General features: G+C 41.8%; 15 protein-coding genes. 9 read left to right on the forward strand and 6 right to left on the reverse strand.

Features of this window, described 5'->3' with window-relative positions; translation table 11 throughout:
- Positions 1 to 87 precede the first annotated feature (87 nt).
- Both N6H18_RS04880 and N6H18_RS04885 read right to left on the reverse strand, forming a co-directional pair.
- On the reverse strand, positions 88 to 1239 hold the full coding sequence (locus N6H18_RS04880; RefSeq protein WP_262310712.1) for an outer membrane protein transport protein: 1152 nt from the start codon (positions 1237 to 1239) through the stop codon (positions 88 to 90).
- Between the two features lie 103 nt (positions 1240 to 1342).
- Positions 1343 to 2065, reverse strand: coding sequence for a type III pantothenate kinase (locus N6H18_RS04885; RefSeq protein ID WP_262310713.1), 723 nt, complete (start codon positions 2063 to 2065; stop codon positions 1343 to 1345).
- Between the two features lie 205 nt (positions 2066 to 2270).
- Between N6H18_RS04885 and N6H18_RS04890 the strand changes: the two genes are divergently transcribed.
- Positions 2271 to 3752, forward strand: coding sequence for a sodium:proton antiporter (locus N6H18_RS04890; RefSeq protein ID WP_262310714.1), 1482 nt, complete (start codon positions 2271 to 2273; stop codon positions 3750 to 3752).
- Positions 3753 to 3851: 99 nt separating this feature from the next.
- On the opposite strand, the gene ribH is transcribed toward N6H18_RS04890, so the two are convergent.
- The 3 genes from ribH to pdhA form a co-directional block, all read right to left on the reverse strand.
- A complete protein-coding gene (gene ribH, locus N6H18_RS04895) occupies positions 3852 to 4328 on the reverse strand; it encodes a 6,7-dimethyl-8-ribityllumazine synthase (protein WP_262310715.1) in 477 nt (158 codons plus the stop codon).
- A gap of 75 nt (positions 4329 to 4403) precedes the next feature.
- Positions 4404 to 5108 carry a tetratricopeptide repeat protein gene (locus N6H18_RS04900; RefSeq protein WP_262310716.1) on the reverse strand — a complete coding sequence of 235 codons (705 nt, stop codon included), beginning with the start codon at positions 5106 to 5108 and terminating at the stop codon, positions 4404 to 4406.
- A 72-nt stretch (positions 5109 to 5180) separates the two neighbouring features.
- Complete coding sequence (pdhA, locus tag N6H18_RS04905; RefSeq protein ID WP_262310717.1) at positions 5181 to 6212, reverse strand: pyruvate dehydrogenase (acetyl-transferring) E1 component subunit alpha; 1032 nt, start codon at positions 6210 to 6212, stop codon at positions 5181 to 5183.
- A 107-nt stretch (positions 6213 to 6319) separates the two neighbouring features.
- On the opposite strand from pdhA, the gene recF reads away from it, so the two are divergent.
- From recF to N6H18_RS04920, 3 genes are all read left to right on the forward strand, one after another.
- Complete coding sequence (gene recF, locus N6H18_RS04910) at positions 6320 to 7426, forward strand: DNA replication/repair protein RecF (protein WP_262310718.1); 1107 nt, start codon at positions 6320 to 6322, stop codon at positions 7424 to 7426.
- A gap of 322 nt (positions 7427 to 7748) precedes the next feature.
- Positions 7749 to 8456, forward strand: a complete 708-nt coding sequence (locus tag N6H18_RS04915) for a Crp/Fnr family transcriptional regulator (protein WP_262310719.1) — start codon at positions 7749 to 7751, stop codon at positions 8454 to 8456.
- Positions 8457 to 8625: 169 nt separating this feature from the next.
- Positions 8626 to 9804: an MFS transporter gene (locus tag N6H18_RS04920; RefSeq protein WP_262310720.1), complete on the forward strand. Its 1179-nt coding sequence runs from the start codon at positions 8626 to 8628 to the stop codon at positions 9802 to 9804.
- Positions 9805 to 9825: 21 nt separating this feature from the next.
- Here N6H18_RS04920 and N6H18_RS04925 read toward each other — a convergent pair whose 3' ends face one another.
- Positions 9826 to 10359, reverse strand: coding sequence for a methyl-accepting chemotaxis protein (locus N6H18_RS04925; RefSeq protein ID WP_262310721.1), 534 nt, complete (start codon positions 10357 to 10359; stop codon positions 9826 to 9828).
- Positions 10360 to 10666: 307 nt separating this feature from the next.
- Here N6H18_RS04925 and N6H18_RS04930 point away from each other — a divergent pair, with 307 nt between their 5' ends.
- From N6H18_RS04930 to N6H18_RS04950, 5 genes are all read left to right on the forward strand, one after another.
- The gene (locus tag N6H18_RS04930; protein ID WP_262310722.1) at positions 10667 to 11944 is read left to right on the forward strand and encodes an alginate export family protein; all 1278 of its coding nucleotides are present in this window, start codon (positions 10667 to 10669) and stop codon (positions 11942 to 11944) included.
- Between the two features lie 21 nt (positions 11945 to 11965).
- Positions 11966 to 13357: a CmpA/NrtA family ABC transporter substrate-binding protein gene (locus N6H18_RS04935; protein ID WP_262310723.1), complete on the forward strand. Its 1392-nt coding sequence runs from the start codon at positions 11966 to 11968 to the stop codon at positions 13355 to 13357.
- 114 nt (positions 13358 to 13471) lie between these two features.
- On the forward strand, positions 13472 to 14572 hold the full coding sequence (locus tag N6H18_RS04940; protein WP_262310724.1) for an ABC transporter permease: 1101 nt from the start codon (positions 13472 to 13474) through the stop codon (positions 14570 to 14572).
- A gap of 41 nt (positions 14573 to 14613) precedes the next feature.
- Positions 14614 to 15492 carry an ABC transporter ATP-binding protein gene (locus N6H18_RS04945; RefSeq protein WP_262310725.1) on the forward strand — a complete coding sequence of 293 codons (879 nt, stop codon included), beginning with the start codon at positions 14614 to 14616 and terminating at the stop codon, positions 15490 to 15492.
- Between the two features lie 47 nt (positions 15493 to 15539).
- Positions 15540 to 16367: an ABC transporter ATP-binding protein gene (locus tag N6H18_RS04950; protein WP_262310726.1), complete on the forward strand. Its 828-nt coding sequence runs from the start codon at positions 15540 to 15542 to the stop codon at positions 16365 to 16367.
- Positions 16368 to 16369: the final 2 nt, after the last annotated feature.

Here is a 16369-nt window from a genome sequence, read left to right on the forward strand (position 1 = left end):
ATTTTGTTATGTTTTGATAGTTGAGTCATAAAAAAGCGAAAAATTATGATGAACAATCCACTTTCTCAACAAATCTCGAACTAATTGTTAATTATATTTTCTCCTAATAAACCACCGATCATTCAGTGTCACACCTAAGTTGAACTTAAAATAGCTTTCTTTAACCAAGCCGTCATCCTTAGTACCTCTCTGTCCGTATTGGAATGCCATATTCAATGCCGAAACAGACTTGACAGGTAGTGACCACCCAAAAGTAATGCCAAAATCATCAATCTTATTGCTTCCCACCAAGTAAGGCAGCTGCTCATAGTTCAATCCAAAGCGATACCTGACCCTGCTCATATAGCTATCTACGTCATTGTACTTGGGTATAAATTCCACCCCAATGGCTGCCTTGTAGGTACTTCTGTACTCTTGTCGGCTGAAATCGCCAAATGCCGCGTCTTTCTTCCAGATATTTCTATTCAGATCCAAACCTACTTTCAGTCTATTGTGATATTCATATGAAATACCAAAGCCAAATTCAGCAGGCATATCAAAAGCACTCTTGAAACTCAGATTGGTCAAAGTATCCCCAGGCAGGGTACTACTCGCCACATAAGTCACCTGCCGTACCAATCTATCTCCTTCTAAACTATTGGCTAAATCATAGGTGGCGCCAACATGCAAACTTCTTTTCTCAGCCAACTCAAACTCATAGGCAGCACCAAAGCCCAATCTGTATCCTTTATAATTAGTTTTTTCCAAAACCCCAGAAGGAACCTGAGAGGGCAAATCGTCTCCCAATAGCAATGTTTTTTCCTCATCAAGAATGAGCCCAAACAAGAATGAGCCCGTCACCCCCAAAGAAAGGTTATCAAAGATTTTGACTCCATTGGACCAATAAACCTCTGTGATCCCCCCTTCTCCTGTACGTTGTGAAAACGAAGACACGTCTGGGTTGCCATTTACCTCACTCGCAGTGGCAAAATTATAGTTCACCGTGCTATAGGGTCTTACGCCAAGGTTGGTCGTCAATCGATCATATAAAATAGGAAAGGCAAAACTCAGGTACTTGAAACCTCCCGAGCCAGTGGTTTGTTTGTCCAAAGCACTAGCTGCGGTGCGACTTTCTCCTTGAAGGCCAAGCTCAAATACACTCAAAGTATTATAGGTCAGCAAAGCGGGGTTCAAGTTGTTGACATGATAAAAACTGGGGGTTGCAATCCCCACTCCTCCCATCGACATTTGATGCGACATACTTTTTGATTGGATATCACCCAGACCAAAAACAGAATATGTGGAAAATGTAATTTGTCCCTGTGCCCAAAAGCTACAGAAAAATATCGCTATAAAAGCTAACTTATTTTTTATCCTCATTGTACTCCAAAATCCTTTTCAGTCCGACCAGCACCAATTCAGGGGATGCAAAGATGGATTCTTTTAATTTAGATTCAAAGCGATTTGCTCCACCTCCACACATAATCACCTTTAAATCAGGCCAACTGCCTCTAAAGAGACCAATCATTCCTTGGATTTCTGCTGCAATTCCGCAGATCACGCCACTAATCAGTGCCTCTCGAGTAGACTTGCCCACCAGATTTGCCTCTTGGTAGTCTGTAATCAATGGTAGATTCTTTGTGTAATCATTCATGGATTTGAATCGCAATTCGATGCCTGGAGAGATGCTGCCGCCGTGGTAATTTTTTTGTCTGTCCAATAGGTCATAGGTGATACAAGTTCCCACATCTATGACCAACACATCTTGCTCAAATCCCAAACTCTCAGCCCCCACCACTGCTGCCAAACGATCTAAGCCCAATGTCATCTTGGACTCATACCTATTATGAACAGGTACTGGAGTGTCAGGTGTCAGATACAATACATTGTAATCTGACAGATACGATCGCTGTTCTGACACGGGCGTGGATACACTGCATGTGATGACCCTTTCAGGTCTTATTTCATTCAGCATAGTTTGGACTTCATGCAGCGTATTTGCTTGTAGCGTTGTAGACAAGACGTCCTCAATGAAGACCCCAATTTTAATCCTTGTATTGCCAATATCTATTGCGACGAGATTCATTTATACTTGATGAGATTATCCAAATATGAATTTAGAGTCAATTCTATAATAATTTGTGTTATCGATTTAATTATTCCTGCATGACTTGATATATTTAATCTAGGTATTTCCACCTATATGCTACGTAGTGTAGTAAATAATCCAATCAGAAGATAGACGGGTTCACCTCATTTATATATTATTGCCTTACGATATAAGTGTCCTCATGCGGAAGTTTTTTATTCTCTTTTTACTACTAATTGTAACACAACTAGCTGTTGCAAATACATTTGAATCCGACATCTACGATGATCATACTGCCAGTATAGCATCAACAGAGGTGAGCGGAGATATAGAAGCGGAACATCACCATGCCCCTGCGTGGACTGTAATTCCCTTTGTGCTATTGCTCCTGATGATTGCAACAGGTCCGCTCTTCTATGAACATTTTTGGCACAAGAACTATCCGATAGTTGCTTGTGTTTTGGCGGGAATAGTGGTCATCTATTATTTATTCGTCTTGCACAATCACCATTCTCCCGTACATGCTGTTGCAGAATATTTGCAGTTTATTGCTTTGCTGAGTGGACTTTTCATTGCCTCTGGAGGCATCATGATAGAAGTAGACAAAGAGGCCAAGCCATTCACCAATGTGATCATATTACTAATAGGTGCTCTTATTGCCAACATCATTGGCACAACAGGAGCTTCTATGCTTTTGATCCGTCCCTTTATTAGACTAAACAAAAACCGCATCAAACCTTACCACATCATTTTCTTCATTTTTATGGTAAGCAACATAGGTGGTTCTTTGACACCTATCGGTGATCCTCCATTGTTTTTAGGTTTTCTCAAAGGTGTGCCGTTCTTTTGGACGCTGAAGCACAATTTGATTCCATGGCTTTTTGCCAGCTCAATACTGGGTGTCATTTTCTATATCATTGACAAAAGAAACAAAACGGACTACAGTTTTGGTGAGGATACAGACATCCCAACAGGGAAGATTACTTTTACAGGGACGAAAAATTTTGCTTGGCTAGCAGTCATCGTGGGTTCTGTATTTTTAGATCCCAACGTATTGGAATGGGTTCCAGCGATCACCTATGAAGGTCAAAAGTTTTCTTTTGTTCGCGAGCTGATTATGTTGTCTTGTGGTTTCTTGTCCTATAAGATGGCTGACAAAAAAGCTCTTGAGGGTAATGAGTTCAATTTTGAACCCATTAGAGAAGTTGCTTTTATATTCATTGGCATCTTTGGTACCATGATGCCTGCTTTGGAATTGGTAGGTAATTTTGCTCAATCAGATGCAGGTGCGGCTATGATTACACCCAACACCCTTTTTTGGGGCACTGGCTTGCTGTCTGGTTTTCTTGATAATGCACCTACCTACATCAACTTTTTGACTGCTGCAATGGCCTCACAGGGAGCATCCATCAATAGTTTGGTTCAGGTAGTAGATTTTGCCAGAGGAGGAAGTGATTTTGTCAACTCTATTCTATCATTGAAAGCGATCTCTGTTGCAGCTGTGTTCTTTGGGTCTATGACCTATATTGGTAATGGCCCTAACTTCATGGTCAAATCAATTGCTGAGCAGGTTGGCATCAAAATGCCATCTTTTTTTGGTTACATCATCAGATTCTCTATCCCTGTGTTACTACCGCTTTTCCTACTGGTGTGGTTAGTTTTCTTCTACTGGGGAATTTTGTAGTAGGTAGTATTGACAACTACTGTTTTGACATCAGGTCTGTGAACCACAGACCTTGAAACAGAGCTAAATCTATCTTAATCTCAGTTTTGGGTAAAGCGACTAGAGGGCTAGCATCTTGATGGCGGTAATTGCGGCTTCATCACCTTTGTTGCCATGTTTGCCTCCTGCACGATCCATTGCTTGTTTTTGATTTTCTGGAGTCAGCACACCAAATATCACAGGCTTGTCATATTTCAATGAGACATTGGTAACTCCATGAGCAACTGCATCACAGATGAAATCAAAATGACGGGTCTCGCCCTGTATCACACAGCCCAAACAAATCACTGCATCCACATCCTCTCTCTGCGCCAATTTTTGCGCCCCAAGACTGAGTTCAAAACTACCCGGAACCTCTACTTTTACGATGTTTTCCTGTTTCGCACCATGGCTCAAGAGCGTTTGGACAGCTCCATTGTACAATGAACCTGTTACCTCTTCGTTCCACTCTGCAACCACAACTGCAAAGATTTTATCGCTGATGTCTACCAGGTTTTTGGAACTGTAATCACTCAGATTTTTTAACGCACTCGCCATGACATTTCTAATTTTTGTGCAAATAAAAAAGGGATGGATAAAAATCCATCCCTTTTTTTCAATATTATTTCTTGATTACTTGCTTGAGCCTTCTAGTCTAGCCACATGCTTGATCGCATCTTGATACACTGCTGAGCTGGCATAATCGCTCACAATCTCTTGATAGTTTTTCAACGCATCTTTAATACTGCCTGATTTTTCGTTGGCAATAGCCGCTTTGATCAGATAGTAAGGAGAAAATTGATCGTTTTCTTCATTATCAGCTGCCTTTTCGTAGTAGCTAGCTGCATCCGAAAACTTACCCAATTCCATGTATGCATCTCCTGTCAACAGGTATGCTCTAGACTGAATCAGATAATCTGATGCGCTGAAGTCTTTCAAATACTTCAAGGCATTGTCAAAATCACCCAATTTCAAGTACGTCGCGCCTGCATAGTAGTTAGCCAAGTTTGCAGCTTCTGTCATCGGATATTGATCTATGATCTCAAGCAGGCCATAATTGTTGCCATCACCGTTGAGCGCCAATCCCAAGCTGTCTGCTTCAAAGTAATACACCGCCTGAAACATATCGGCATGTGCACTCTTATTCTGGTTGTCTATATAGTATCTACCAAACACAAATCCCAACACAACTACAGCAATCACCACCCCTACAATCGAGACGAGGGCTTTATTTTTTTCTAAAAACTTCTCAGTTCTAGACAATTGCTCCGCAAGAGCTTCTGGATTTTCAAGCAAATCACTACCGTGCTTCTCTGCGTCTTTTCTCTTTTTCGTCATTGTTATTCAAATTCAAGGCGGCAAATCTAATAAGTTTTTGAATCACCACCATCTTTTGTATTTCCAGCCTAATTAATCCTCCAAGAATGGATAGGAAGTATCAGCGTACACGTCGGTGTAAGCTTTGTCTGCTGTAGGATATGATGACTCCTCGGCAAACTTGACAGACTCGTCCACGATTACTTTGATCTTGTCTCCTATGGCTTCCAATTCCTTCTCCGTAGCAATTTTTTGATCGAGGATTTCATACTTGATTTGCTCGATTGGATCTCTCTGCTTGTATTTTTCCAATTCCTCCTTGGTTCTATACTTTGCAGGGTCAGACATAGAGTGTCCTTTGTATCTGTATGTTTTGAATTCCAATAAAGTTGGTCCCTCACCCGATTTGGCTCTTTTGGCAGCTCTGGCAACAGCATGATGTACGTCGATTACAGACATCCCGTCGACAGACTCTGAAGGCATCGCATACGCACTTCCTAATTGTTCGAGGCTAGTCACGTTGGATGTTCTAGCTACTGATGTACCCATGGCATAGCCATTGTTTTCGATACAAAAGATAACTGGAAGTTTCATGGTCATGGCCATGTTTAAAGCTTCGTGAAAAGCTCCTTGTCTCACGGCACCATCTCCCATATATGTCATACAAAGTTTGCCAGTGTTATTGTACTGTTCTGCAAATGCAATACCAGCTCCTAACGGCACCTGACCACCTACGATACCATGTCCGCCAAAGAAACCGTTTTCTTTATCAAACATGTGCATAGATCCGCCTTTCCCTTTAGAAATACCCGTTTCTTTGCCATACAACTCTGCCATGATTGCTTTAGGATCAGACCCCAACGCCATCGGATGTGCGTGATCTCTATAGGCAGTGATCATCTTATCACCTTTTTCCAACGCAGAAACTGCTCCAGCCACACAGGCTTCTTGACCTATATAAAGGTGACAAAAACCTTTGATCTTTTGCTGACCATATAACTGACCTGCCTTCTCTTCAAATTTTCTCATCAATAACATGGTTTCGTACCACGTCATATAGGTCTCTTTTGGAAAATCACTTTTGGATTTTGCTCTTGTAACTTTTTTATCTTTTACACTTGCCATTTCTAATAGGGTTTAAAGCGTAAATACGCAATATTTTCAAGGTTTGATCTTAACACTAGGTCAGCGAAGTGCGAAATTAGTTAATTTCACAACTTCAGCAAAAATATATGTTTCTTCAGTCGCTCAAACTCAGTAATTTTAAAAACTATCAATCAGAGGAAGTTGATTTTTGCGATCACATCAATTGCTTTGTGGGATTGAATGGTAGTGGCAAAACGAACATTTTGGACGCCATTTATTACCTGTCTCTCACGAAATCAGCTTTCAACTCCATAGATAGTCAGAATATTCGTCATGGAGAATCCTTTTTTGCTGTAAAGGGCAATTTTCTTTTGAAAGAAAGAGAACGCCTTGTTCATTGCAGCTTGAAATCTCAGGAAAAAAAGCTCTTCAAAGTAGATGGCCAAGAATACGAAAAACTGAGTCAACACATAGGGCAGTTTCCTGTGGTGATGATCGCACCCAACGATGATGAACTGATCCGTGAGAGCAACGAGGTACGTAGAAAATTTTTTGATAGCATCATTTCACAATATGATCAGGAATACCTCAGCTGGCTCATCAAATACAATCACCACCTCAAGCAAAGAAATGCCTTGCTTAAAACCTTTAAAGAAAGCAGGCGTTTTGATGACACGTTGCTGACAAACTATGATCATACTCTTATTCATGTGGGGAAATTGATTGCTGGAAGACGCCAAGCTTTCATCCAAGAGTACCAGCCCTACTTCCAACGCAACTATCACATGATATCAGAGGACAGAGAGCAGGTACAGATTACTTACAATTCCAAAGGCTTAGCTTCTGACTTTGAGGCACAATTCAATAAAAGCCGTGAGCGTGACATGGTCATGCTCAGAACACTAGTAGGTGTACACCGAGATGAATACCTATTCTCCATCAATGGTCAAGCGCTCAAAAAATACGGCTCACAAGGTCAGCAAAAGTCGAGCTTAATATCCCTGAAGCTCGCTCAATTTGAATTCGTGAAAGATCATCTCAGCATCACGCCAATTTTGCTTTTAGATGATATTTTTGACAAGCTCGACGATCATCGCATCAAAAAAATGCTAGAGATCATTGCATCTGATCGATTCAAACAAATTTTCATAACAGATGCTAGGGAAGAACGCACCAGAAGTCTACTCCAAAATCAATTCGACCCCTTAAAAATTTTCAAGGTAGAAGATGGTACGATTGGCAACTTGGACTGAACTCACATAGGACGGGAAACAGTGACAACCAATCAGCAGGTAATTGAATCTAACACCCTGGTTACAAACACCTTGTTATGCAACATACAGTCAAGCATGCGCTGTGAGGATATTGGGTTGTGAGAAGAATCTCAATATTACGGAGTTAAAGGAAAATTAAATATGCAACACCAAATATTGCCAACAAACTGTCTAACAGGTAGTTTTCTGAACTTTTACCTATAAAATCCTGCATTAAATGCAATTCATTTCTCTCTAAAGGTTGTGTATTATTAAGTATTTGTATTTATTTGTACGTAGTTATACGTAATTTTATTTTGATATGAGAAATGAGCCTTGCAAAACCTGTCAAAACCTGGAATGTATTATCAAGAGAAACAGTCATGTACCAGAAGTCGAGGAATATCTGGCTTTGAAACACACGATTCAGTGCAAAAAGGGGCAACAGTTCATCCTCGAAGGAGCGCCTGTACATGGTCTATACTTTGTCTACAATGGCAAAGTAAAGGTAGCTAAAACAGGTTTTCAAGGACGTGAGCAGATTGTTCGTTTCGCCAAAGACGGGGAGATCATCGGTCACCGAGGCTTTGGAATTGGTCAATCTTATCAAATCAACGCTGTGGCTATTGAGGATACTGTTTTGTGCAATTTCACCAATGACACTTTGCAAGACATGCTTCACAAATTGCCGAATCTCACTTATGATTTCATGATGTTTTATGCAGAAGAACTGAATCGAAGTGAAACCAAAGTAAGGAAATTTGCACAGATGACCGTCAGAGAAAAAGTCATTGATGCATTTTTGTACATTTTTCGCAAGTTTGGTCAAACCAATGATTACCTCAACATTCAATTGTCTAGAAAAGAGATTGCTGATTTTGCAGGGACCACCGACGAACAAGTAATCCGAGTTATTTCTAGCTTGAAAAAGGAGAACCTGCTCAGGGCAAGTGGCAAAAGGCTGGGAATCGTAGATGTACCAAGACTCAAAAAAGAAATATCCGAGCACAACTTCTTTTTGGACAGCTGAAAATAAACAACATCGCGCATTGGTGATGGGTCTGATTGTAGCTGAGTCCGACTAAAAAACATACAGACAAATTTGGAGGGGAACCTGTTTTTACCTGCCAACTACTCGTGTGTGTAGTACTTATGTACTTGCTGTCTTGGGTGGATGATTTCTATCATTTCTATGCATTATGCAGTTTAGGTTTGGGCTGGCAGGCACTAGTTTTGCCATTGGAATTGTATACAGTTCTCTTTGGTTTCCTAAGCACAAACAAGGTACTGTACTAGGAATATTTGGTGCGGGCAATTCGGGTGCTGCAATCACCACACTGGTAGGCCCCAGTATCCTCAACTACCTCACCGATGACAAGACCAACCTAGACAACTGGAGATTGCTACCACAACTGTACGCAGCGGGCTTTGTTCTAATGGCTCTCGTATTCTTCTTGTCGACAGAAAACAAAAAACCAGCAACCAGCACAAAAATTATTATCAACCTACTGAGTCCACTGAAGAGCATCAGGGTATGGAGATTTGGTCTCTACTACTTTTTGGTATTTGGATGCTTCGTCTCTTTTGCTGGATGGCTGGTTCCCTATTACACCAATGTGTATTCATTCGACTTGGCTACTGCAGGTATTCTTGCCTCATGTTTTAGTTTGCCATCAGGTATAGTCAGGGCATTTGGCGGTTGGTTGTCGGACAAGTTTGGTGCGAGAATGATCATGTATCGCGTCTTAGGCGGCACATTGATACTGTCTGCAGCCCTGATTCTTCCTAAAATGGATGTGTTTGCCACTGGAGAAGGTGTCTCTGCCAAAAAAGCTGGCACGGTCACAGTCGTCTCTCCTGACCATATCATAGTAGATGACCTACGGTATGATGTAGCTCAGAAAACGGACAAACTCAGCAATGTAGAGAATGAATTTCACTTTTGGCCAGTCAAAGAAACCTGGCAAGAACCTGCGGTAAACGTAGGTGATCAAATCCAGAAAAAGCAAATCATCGCTGAAGGAAAAACGCACATATATTTTCAAGCCAATGTATGGGTATTTGCTACTTTGGTTATCATTCTAGGTTCTATCTGGGGTATCGGCAAAGCGGCAGTGTACAAGCACATTCCTGATTATTTCCCCAACGAAGTTGGTGTAGTCGGCGGAATGGTAGGCGTGTTGGGTGGATTAGGTGGATTTGTTTGCCCGATAGTATTTGGATACCTGCTAGAAGCAACGGGTCTATGGTCTAGCTGCTGGATACTGATGATTGTCCTTTCAGTCATTTGTCTTGTTTGGATGCATGCTGTAATACAAAAAATGACGGACAAAGCGGCTCCACAGATCAAAGAAAACTTCGAAACTACGTCTAAATAAAATTTGAAAAAAATAGGAGAATTAATGCCCTGAGAGTTTCTCGTATTGCGAAAGCAATTGGTTGATTTTTTGGATGATCAAAACAACCCTTTGGTTCAAGGTATCTATAGGCAATTCACCTAGGTCAGTGCGCAGTTCATCCCAATCAACACCGATACTTTCTATCATCAAACCCTGTTCAGAAATATTGATCCGCGCCAAACGAATTGCCTCCATGTTTTTTTCAAATTGTTGTATAGTTTCTTCCTTCATTTTGGCATCATCCATCAGTACTGAATTCACCAATTTCATCAACAACATGCGTTGACTTCCTGTCACGTTGATGAGCTTTGAGAGCGCTTCGATTTCATCAATCAACTTGTCCAATTCTTCCAGTTTGGTCATCGATCTATCACTCATGTTTTGTATCTCTCTGGCCAATACCTGAAATGGTGCACCTTCCTTTTGAGATAGCTTCCCCGCATGAATCGCGGCATTGATTGCGACCATATTGGTCTGCCTCGAAAAACCCGAGATACTCCCTATTACTGAATTTAGCTTGTCCTTAATGGTCATATTTACTACGTATTACTACTTATTTATACTGCAATTCTAGCAAAACTTTTTTTCAGAGACGATTTTTTCATCTTTTTCACTCCTCAATTCAAAACCCCTTCAAAAAGAAAGAAAACAGACATATTCTTTCTTTACATGTACTTATATCATTTTTCTATGTGTACATAAAATTTATTTTCTTCTGCATTATCACATTTTATAGAAAAAACCCACCACGTAGGTTTGCTGAAATAACTACTGATTTTGATACGTATCACTACGTAGTTTGATGAAAAAGCAAATTTCTAACTAAAACAATAAGATCAACATGAAAACTTTATACCTCGTATTTGTAGCTCTCCTATTGGGATGCTTTGGAGCCCAAGCTCAGTTCACCTTGTCTGGTGAAGTCAACGCCAGAAGCGAGTACAGAAACGGTTTCAAAACACCCATATTAGAATCGCAAGATCCAGCCTTCTTTGTAGAGCAAAGAGTTCGCTTGTATGCCAATTACAAGATGGAAGATTTGGAAGTTCAGGTCGATCTGCAAGACATCAGAATGTGGGGCGCTGACGGAGTTGTCGACAAAGATTATGGTGGATCATTCGGTATCTCTCAAGCATGGGCTAGGTACTACATGACTCCCAAAATATCGATGAAGATGGGACGTCAAATTATCTCCTACGACAACCAAAGAATGTTCGGCGGTCTTGAGTGGGCGATGCAAGGTTTGAGACATGACGCCTTGCTCTTCATGTATGAAGACACCCTCGGTCTCAAGGTACATGTGGGTGCTGCATACAACCAAAACCCAGCGACGGGCAGTGAGCCAGTGAGATTGACCGGAACTTACTATCCTTCATTCACCGCAAATGGTCCCTACCACGCTACTGGCAACTACAAGCACATGGAATATGCCTACCTCAACAAGAAATTCAGTGCGGCAAGCGTCTCAGCCTACCTGATCAACGATGCAAGACAATATGGTTTGGACGATTCGGTAGCCAACAGACAAACTTATGGGTTGATGGGGATGAAAAAATTAGGTGACTTGGCTTTGAATGCAGAAGCATTCTACCAAGGAGGGAAAATTGCACTTAGTGATCTGAGCGCATACATGTTCTCTCTATCTGGAACGATGAAAACTTCCATCACACCCATCACCATCGGCTATGACTACCTATCTGGTCAAGATCCCAATAGCAGCAAAAACACAGTCTTTGCACCATTGTTTGGTACCAATCACGCATTCTATGGTTTCATGGATTACTTCTATGTAGGCAATGGACACAAAGGAGGTCTGCAAGACATCTATTTGAAAACTAGTTTCAAAATAGGAAAGGGATCGCTGCTAGGACATGTCCATTACTTCTTGACTGCCTCTGAAGTACTAGACGGTGCTGGGTCGGACATCGACAATGGACTAGGCACGGAAGTAGACTTGGTCTATGTCAGAAAACTAGGTACCTCTGGCACGTTCAAATTGGGCTACTCACAAATGTTTGCTACAGACTCAATGGACGCCATCAAAAACATCGCTACTGGCTCATCGTCGGTCAACAACTGGGCTTGGGCACAACTGATCTTCACTCCTAAATTTTTATAAACCATCAAAACAGATAATTCTATGAAAAAGGTATACAACCATTTCCTACTCAGACTCAGTGCCTTTGCCGCACTGATGTTCTTGCTCAGCCAATGTGGTAGCAAGAAATCAGAAACAACTGCTGTAGAAGTCTCTGACGCTACGTCACAGACAGTACAGCTAGACATTGAAAAGCCAGAATTGACTTTTGGCTTCATCAAATTGACTGACATGGCTCCTCTCGCTATAGCTAAGGAATTGGGCTATTTCGAGGATGAAGGGCTCTTCGTTACCATCGAAGCTCAATCCAATTGGAAAAACATATTGGATAGAGTAATCGATGGACAACTAGATGGTGCACACATGCTTGCAGGACAGCCTATCGCTGCTGGAGCTGGATTTGGACGGCAAGCAGAGTTGGTGACAGCATTCTCTATGGATCTCAACGGCAATGGAATCACTGTATCCAACGATGTTTGGTCTAAAATGAAGCCAAATGTGCCTGTAGATGCAGATGGAAAATTGATTCACCCCATCAAAGCAGATGCACTAGCACCTGTGATCGACGAATACAAAAAAAGCGGTAAACCATTCAAAATGGGAATGGTATTCCCAGTATCTACGCACAATTACGAAATCAGATATTGGCTAGCAGCGGCAGGAATCAACCCTGGATATTACACTGCAGACAATATCCAAGGTCAAGTAGATGCAGATGTATTGCTATCAGTCACTCCTCCTCCACAAATGCCCGCCACGCTAGAAGCAGGCACCATCTATGGATACTGTGTCGGAGAACCATGGAATCAACAGGCTGTCTTCAAAGGAATTGGTGTGCCAGTGACGACCAACTATGACATTTGGAAAAACAATCCAGAAAAGGTATTTGTGATGACCAAAGACTTTACCGAAAAGTACCCAAATACGGCGATAGCGATCACCAAAGCATTGATCAGGGCAGGCAAATGGTTGGACACACCAGGCAACCGACCTGAGGCTGTCGGTATATTATCTATGCCAGCCTATGTAGGAGCTGATTCAGTAGTAATTGCCAACTCAATGACGGGCACTTTCGAATTCGAAAAAGGTGACAAACGCTCTATGCCAGATTTCAACGTATTCTTCAGGTACCATGCGACCTACCCATTCTACTCAGATGGCACTTGGTTCTTGACACAAATGAGACGATGGGGACAAATCCCAGAGTCGAAACCAGCCGAATGGTACTCAGAGACTATCAAAGATATCTACAGACCTGACATCTGGGAAAAAGCAGCTAAGCTCTTGTTGGCTGAAGGCTATTTGTCTCAAGATGAAATTCCAGTAACAGATGGCTACAAACCCGCTTCTTCGGATTTCATCGATGGTACCAGCTATGATGGCAAAGACCCAATTGGTTACATCAACAGCTTCGAAATAGGCAACAAAGATTAAATATTGAATAAAAACAGGAACCAAGGGAGAAATCACAAATCTAGATTTCTCCCTTACTGCCCCTACCGAGCCAGAAAATACTAGACAAAACGTACACACATAAATATTAACGAAATGAAAGATAAGATTATAAAAGCAATCCGATTTTGTGGACTTGGCTTCTTAGAACCACTCATTCGCCTAATCAATGGTGAAGAACCTAAAAAAAACACTACCGCATTTGTAAAACGTGCATTGTTTCCTTTATTCTCCGTAATACTCTTCTTGGGTATATGGCACAGTGGTGCCACTTATTTGTTCAACAAAGAAGCGGATAGAAAAATAGAAAAAGCATTGACAGATCAGGGAGAAGAAGCCGCAGTAGCGATGAAGACCTGTATCGAATCCGGTAGCGTAAGCTGCCAGCCCAACACCCTGCCATCTCCCAAACAAGTATGGGGAGCATACCTGGCACTCTTGGCAGATCACAAATTGATCGCACAGAAAAAAGAAGACTTTGCCAAGAAAACGGAGAAAGTCAATGCCAAAAGAGCTGAAAATGGACAAGACCCTATCTCATACACGGGTCGCCCTTCATTTGTAGATCAAATCAAAACCAGCATCAAGACTGTATTTGCAGGGTTTTTATTGGCGGCATTCATCGCCATTCCTATCGGTATTATCATCGGATTGAGTTCTACACTACGCACTTCGTTCAACTGGTTGATTCAGATATTCAAGCCTGTGTCACCCGTAGTTTGGTTGCTATTGGTCTTTATGATCATCAAAACCCTGATCACAGACCCCAACATCGACAAGTCATTCATGATCTCCTTCATCAGTGTCGGTCTCTGCGCCATGTGGGCGACACTAATCAACACCAGCATGGGGGTCTCTACCGTGGACAAAGACTTCATGAATGTCTCGAAAGTCTTAAAACTGTCTGTGGGTAAAAACATATTCAAAGTGATCCTTCCAGCTTCTATCCCGCTGATATTCACTGGCTTGAGAATCACCCTCTCTGTGGCTTGGATGGTATTGATTGCGATAGAATTGCTGGCCCAAAGTCCAGGATTAGGTTCATTTGTTTGGGAGGAATTTCAAAATGGTGCCAACGACTCCAATGCCAAAATCATAGTAGCCATGTTCGTCATTGGGTTCATCGGTTTTGCACTGGATAGAATCATGATGACCATCCAGAAATTCATGTCCTTTGACAAAGCCACAGTGGCATAAATCACAGACAAGTTACTATTAACCAATTAACTACCAAATACATGGCATTTCTAGAATTAAATAATGTAAGCAAGTCCTACGGAACGGGAAAGGACAAAGTTGACGTTCTCAAAAACATCAACCTGCACATCGAAGAAGGTGAGTTTGTAGCGATCGTGGGTTTCACAGGCAGTGGCAAAACCACCCTCGTCAACTTAATCAACGGTCTACTATTTCCTGATTCGGGAGAAGTATTGCTTAACGGCAAACCCATCGAAGGACCAGGTCCAGACCGAGGAGTTGTCTTTCAAAATTACTCCCTACTGCCATGGCTTAGTGTCCGAGACAACGTCAAATTGGCCATTGATGAAGTGTATTCAAAATCCAGCAGCAAGGAAAAGAAAGAGATCATTGAAAAATATGTCGCCATGGTCAATCTGTCTCACGCCATAGACAAAAAGCCTGGTGAACTCTCTGGAGGGATGAGACAAAGAGTCTCTGTAGCACGCGCCTTGGCCATGAATCCAGACATGCTGGTCATGGACGAACCACTATCAGCACTAGATGCATTGACCAGAGGTTCCTTGCAAGAAGAAATTGTAAAAATATGGGGAGAAGACAAAAAAACCTGTCTACTCATCACCAACGACGTGGACGAAGGTATCGTCATGGCAGACAGGATCATTCCTCTCAACCCAGGACCCAATGCTACCTTAGGGCCAGAGTTCAAAGTGGGATTTGAAAGACCTCGCGTCATTACAGAAATCAACAAGGATCCCAACTACAAGCTATTGAGAAACAAGGTGATCGAATACCTGATTGAAGTCGGTTCTTCCAGAAAACAAAGCACGACAAAAGAAATATTGTTGCCAGATCTAAAACCCATCATGCCTGGAAGGATACAATGGGGACGGAAAAAACAAAAAGTAAAATATTTCTAAAAAAAGAATCAATCGCATCTAAATCGTCAAACTAAACTCACGTACACATGGAAGTTTTAGAAAAAGAAATCATACAACAGAAAGCCAACAAAACGGGCATAGATACACGACCTGAAATGTTGGTATGCCAAGACATTACCAAAATCTATCCCGCTCCAAAGGGGGATTATACTGTACTCGCAGACCTACAATTATCGATCAAGCAAGGAGAATTTATCTCTATCATCGGACACTCAGGCTGTGGGAAGTCCACTCTGCTATCCATGATCGCAGGGCTCAACGACATCAGTGGTGGCAAAGTACTCTTAGATGAAGAAGAGATCCGAGGAGCCGGACCAGATAGAGCAGTCGTATTCCAGTCACCTAGTCTTTTTCCATGGCTGACCACACTCCAAAATGTAATGATCGGTGTGAAACAGGTATTCCCTCACGCTGACAAAAAGCAAAAAATGGATATCTGCAAATACTATCTAGATAAGGTAGGATTAGCCAATGATCTACACAAAAGAGCCAATGAGCTATCTCAAGGCATGCAACAGCGCGTAGGAATTGCTCGAGCATTTGCACTTAAACCGAAAGTTTTGTTACTTGACGAACCTTTTGGGATGTTGGATTCTTTAACTAGGGGTGAATTGCAAGATGTGCTGTTAGAAGTATGGCAAAAAGAGCAGATCACCGCCCTCATGGTCACCCATGATGTAGATGAATCCATCTTCTTAGCGGATCGTGTGATCATGATGACCAGTGGTCCATTTGCCAAAATTGGCGATGAGCTAAGAATTCCATTCGAAAGGCCTAGAGATAGAGTCCATGTGTTGGAGCATGAAGACTACTATGACTACAGAAGCTATTTGATGAATTTTCTAAACCACTGATT

The sequence above is a fragment of the Reichenbachiella agarivorans genome (assembly GCF_025502585.1).
Lineage (GTDB): Bacteria > Bacteroidota > Bacteroidia > Cytophagales > Cyclobacteriaceae > Reichenbachiella > Reichenbachiella agarivorans.

Coding starts and splice junctions, on each gene's coding strand:
- N6H18_RS04880 (WP_262310712.1), bottom strand. CDS start 1,239: ATGTCGCATCAAATGTCGATGGGAGGAGTGGGGATTGCAACCCCCAGT.
- N6H18_RS04885 (WP_262310713.1), bottom strand. CDS start 2,065: ATGAATCTCGTCGCAATAGATATTGGCAATACAAGGATTAAAATTGGG.
- N6H18_RS04890 (WP_262310714.1), top strand. CDS start 2,271: ATGCGGAAGTTTTTTATTCTCTTTTTACTACTAATTGTAACACAACTA.
- ribH (WP_262310715.1), bottom strand. CDS start 4,328: ATGGCGAGTGCGTTAAAAAATCTGAGTGATTACAGTTCCAAAAACCTG.
- N6H18_RS04900 (WP_262310716.1), bottom strand. CDS start 5,108: ATGACGAAAAAGAGAAAAGACGCAGAGAAGCACGGTAGTGATTTGCTT.
- pdhA (WP_262310717.1), bottom strand. CDS start 6,212: ATGGCAAGTGTAAAAGATAAAAAAGTTACAAGAGCAAAATCCAAAAGT.
- recF (WP_262310718.1), top strand. CDS start 6,320: ATGTTTCTTCAGTCGCTCAAACTCAGTAATTTTAAAAACTATCAATCA.
- N6H18_RS04915 (WP_262310719.1), top strand. CDS start 7,749: ATGAGAAATGAGCCTTGCAAAACCTGTCAAAACCTGGAATGTATTATC.
- N6H18_RS04920 (WP_262310720.1), top strand. CDS start 8,626: ATGCAGTTTAGGTTTGGGCTGGCAGGCACTAGTTTTGCCATTGGAATT.
- N6H18_RS04925 (WP_262310721.1), bottom strand. CDS start 10,359: ATGACCATTAAGGACAAGCTAAATTCAGTAATAGGGAGTATCTCGGGT.
- N6H18_RS04930 (WP_262310722.1), top strand. CDS start 10,667: ATGAAAACTTTATACCTCGTATTTGTAGCTCTCCTATTGGGATGCTTT.
- N6H18_RS04935 (WP_262310723.1), top strand. CDS start 11,966: ATGAAAAAGGTATACAACCATTTCCTACTCAGACTCAGTGCCTTTGCC.
- N6H18_RS04940 (WP_262310724.1), top strand. CDS start 13,472: ATGAAAGATAAGATTATAAAAGCAATCCGATTTTGTGGACTTGGCTTC.
- N6H18_RS04945 (WP_262310725.1), top strand. CDS start 14,614: ATGGCATTTCTAGAATTAAATAATGTAAGCAAGTCCTACGGAACGGGA.
- N6H18_RS04950 (WP_262310726.1), top strand. CDS start 15,540: ATGGAAGTTTTAGAAAAAGAAATCATACAACAGAAAGCCAACAAAACG.